The organism is Propionibacterium acidifaciens DSM 21887 (assembly GCF_000426605.1).
Taxonomy (GTDB): domain Bacteria; phylum Actinomycetota; class Actinomycetes; order Propionibacteriales; family Propionibacteriaceae; genus Propionibacterium; species Propionibacterium acidifaciens.
The window spans coordinates 1-2,441 of record NZ_AUFR01000070.1; the positions used below are offsets into that span (position 1 = coordinate 1).

At 59.0% G+C, this 2,441-nt stretch carries 4 protein-coding genes; 1 reads left to right on the forward strand and 3 read right to left on the reverse strand.

The features are described 5' to 3' along the window. Window positions 1-90: 90 nt before the first annotated feature. Window positions 91-681 carry a transposase gene (locus K336_RS17250; protein WP_081660859.1) on the forward strand — a complete coding sequence of 197 codons (591 nt, stop codon included), beginning with the start codon at window positions 91-93 and terminating at the stop codon, window positions 679-681. A 30-nt stretch (window positions 682-711) separates the two neighbouring features. Here K336_RS17250 and K336_RS16440 read toward each other — a convergent pair whose 3' ends face one another. The 3 genes from K336_RS16440 to K336_RS17255 all read right to left on the reverse strand — a co-directional run. Then, a complete protein-coding gene (locus K336_RS16440; protein WP_081660860.1) occupies window positions 712-903 on the reverse strand; it encodes a transposase in 192 nt (63 codons plus the stop codon). An 82-nt stretch (window positions 904-985) separates the two neighbouring features. Then, a complete protein-coding gene (locus tag K336_RS18810) occupies window positions 986-1,210 on the reverse strand; it encodes a hypothetical protein (protein WP_155945119.1) in 225 nt (74 codons plus the stop codon). A gap of 161 nt (window positions 1,211-1,371) precedes the next feature. Next, on the reverse strand, window positions 1,372-2,441 hold a 1,070-nt coding region (locus K336_RS17255), incomplete at its 5' end, for a Hint domain-containing protein (RefSeq protein ID WP_155945120.1).

The window sequence follows — 2,441 nt, forward strand, 5'->3', positions numbered from 1 at the left end:
CGGCGCGTTCGCCTCATACATCGCCAGCCGAACATTCGACTACGACTTCGAGCACCTCCCACTCCGCGAAACCAGAAACGATTTTGTTTCATGACAGCCATACCACCGCACACCCAACGAAATCGACACCGAACCCAGACACCACAACAAGACAGCCTGAACCAGACATTCACCACTGTCCGAAAAACCTACTCCACTCTAGGACCTCGATCCCTGTCACCGCCCGCCCCCGGCCACCGACCTACACCCTCATCTGTCAAGAGTCTCTTTGGTGTTCTCTCGTTGACCAGCAGAACAGTCAAGCTGTACTCGATCGAACCGAACCAGAACACCGAGCAGACAATCCTCGCACTGGACCGGCTCCAGCGAGAAACCGAGGCAGAGAAGATCGCGGTCCTCTTGGACAACGCCCGATCCCACCACGTCAAGATGCTGACCGGTCTCTACGAGCCCGGCCAAATGCTGGAGCACATCACCCCTGTTTTCCTGCCACCGTACGCACCCGACCACAACCCCGTCGAACACGTCTGGAACACCGCCAAGAACAACACCGCGAACATCCAGCGCGAGACCCCCGAAGAAACCTTCGGTGCGTTCGCCTCGTACAGCATCGGCCGCACCTTCGACTACGACTTCGAACACCTCCCACCCCGTGACACCGAAAACGATCTTGTCTCATGACAGCCATACTCACCGAAGCAGGCGAGGTGCTCACCGTTGATACCGCCTCCACTTCTTGACGCGATCGACGTCGCTCGTGGTGGCCCCGGGTCGTGTTCCCTGGTCGACTTCCGCCTGCCGCACCCACGCACGCAAAACTTCCGGGTGAATGCCCAGCCCGCCGGCGATCCGCTTGATCGCCCCCTTCGACCTCACCGGGTCAACCAAGGCCTCCAACGTCATCCTCGCTGCCCGATCCTTCAGCTCGATCGGGCACCTCCCCTGTCTCACGCGCAGTGATCCCTCCTGTCATCACTGCCTCCAATCAAACCCGAGGCGGTACAGGTCCCCATTTGATGAGCCATTTTGATTCTTCAAAATATTTCTCTAATGATTTGTAGTCGGGGACCCAATCATCATACCCCTCGCTATCTCTAGAAGTAAATATATAATAACCACCGGTCTTTTGGGTGTCGTATTTTATTTCAACCGTCCAGCCAACCTCGTCTCCTGATATGATTAATCCTGGTATGCCAATAGGGATTTCCATGCCCCCTCCTCAAAATTAAGGTGTGCTAATATATCGAGGCTTATTCATGGGATCAGCTGACTAGTTTCCGTCTGGGAAACTCACTTCTGGGTCCTCCTACCAAACAACCCAGTGAGGCACTGACCCATTTACACCAAGGGGCTCACTCTGAATTAACCTCATTATATTAACGGAATATGATTATTAGCGAATGGTTTAGTCGCTCCTGGGGCAAGTCGTTCGAGGTGGAAGTGTGGAACCCAAGGGGAATGTGATCCAGCCAAGGAACTTGAATCAATTCTAAATTGTCTGGTGCCATCGGTGCTTTTGAATACGCCTGAACCGGGTTTTCCGAGTTCTTTGTAGCCATTCCCGAGCCACTTTTCCCCCGCTTCCAGCGCCTCATCCTCAGTGAGGGTGTACTTACTGGTGAATTTTCCTGTATTTTGTTGGGTTTCTTGGATTACCTTGTCGACGGTGCAGCTGTTGTGGACTGTTGTCCATGTGGTGCCTGTGTGGACGTGGTAGGTGTGGAGTCCTTCGATCTCGAGGTTGTGGACGGTGCGTGTGTGCCCGGTGGCCTGGACCGCGGTGACGGTGACCCAGGTGTTGTCGGGGGTGTGGAGCAGGTCGCCTGGTTTGAGGTGTCCTGCCGGTGTCCAGCCGTGGTCTCTGGTGAGGAAGGGGTGGGTGGCGGTGGTTTCGACTTGGCCGCCGTCGGCGAGCTTGACCACGAGTGTCTCGACCTGTTCGTGCACGTACGTGCCGGTGACGGTGCGGGTCTGTGTGGTGTCGGTGTCGGGGTCCCAGGCGGTGACTTCGTCTCCGACCTGGACGTCCTGGATGGGTTTCGAGCTGCCGTCGGCCATGAGGACGGGGGTGTCGCCGGTGAAGCAGGCGGCCCCGTTGCAGGCGTCGTGCGCGGTCCGGGCGGCGTCGTCGCCGAGGTTCTCGGCGGCGTCCGTGCCGATGGTGGACAGTTCGCGTTCGCCGGTGGTGCGGGCGGCTTGTTCGGCTGCTTCGCGTCCGGTGGTCTCGGCCACTTCGCGGCCGGTGGTCTCGAGGGCTTCGCGGCCGGCTGTTTCGGCTGCTTCGCGTCCGGCCGCGGCTCCGCCGCCGCCGGGGATGGGGATGGCGCCGATGGCGGCCTCGACGCCGACCCGGGCCCAGTCCACGGACCCGTTGGTGGCTTTCTGCTGCGCGATGCTGATCCCGCCCGAGGTGAGGGCCCCGGACAGGCTCATGAGCGCGA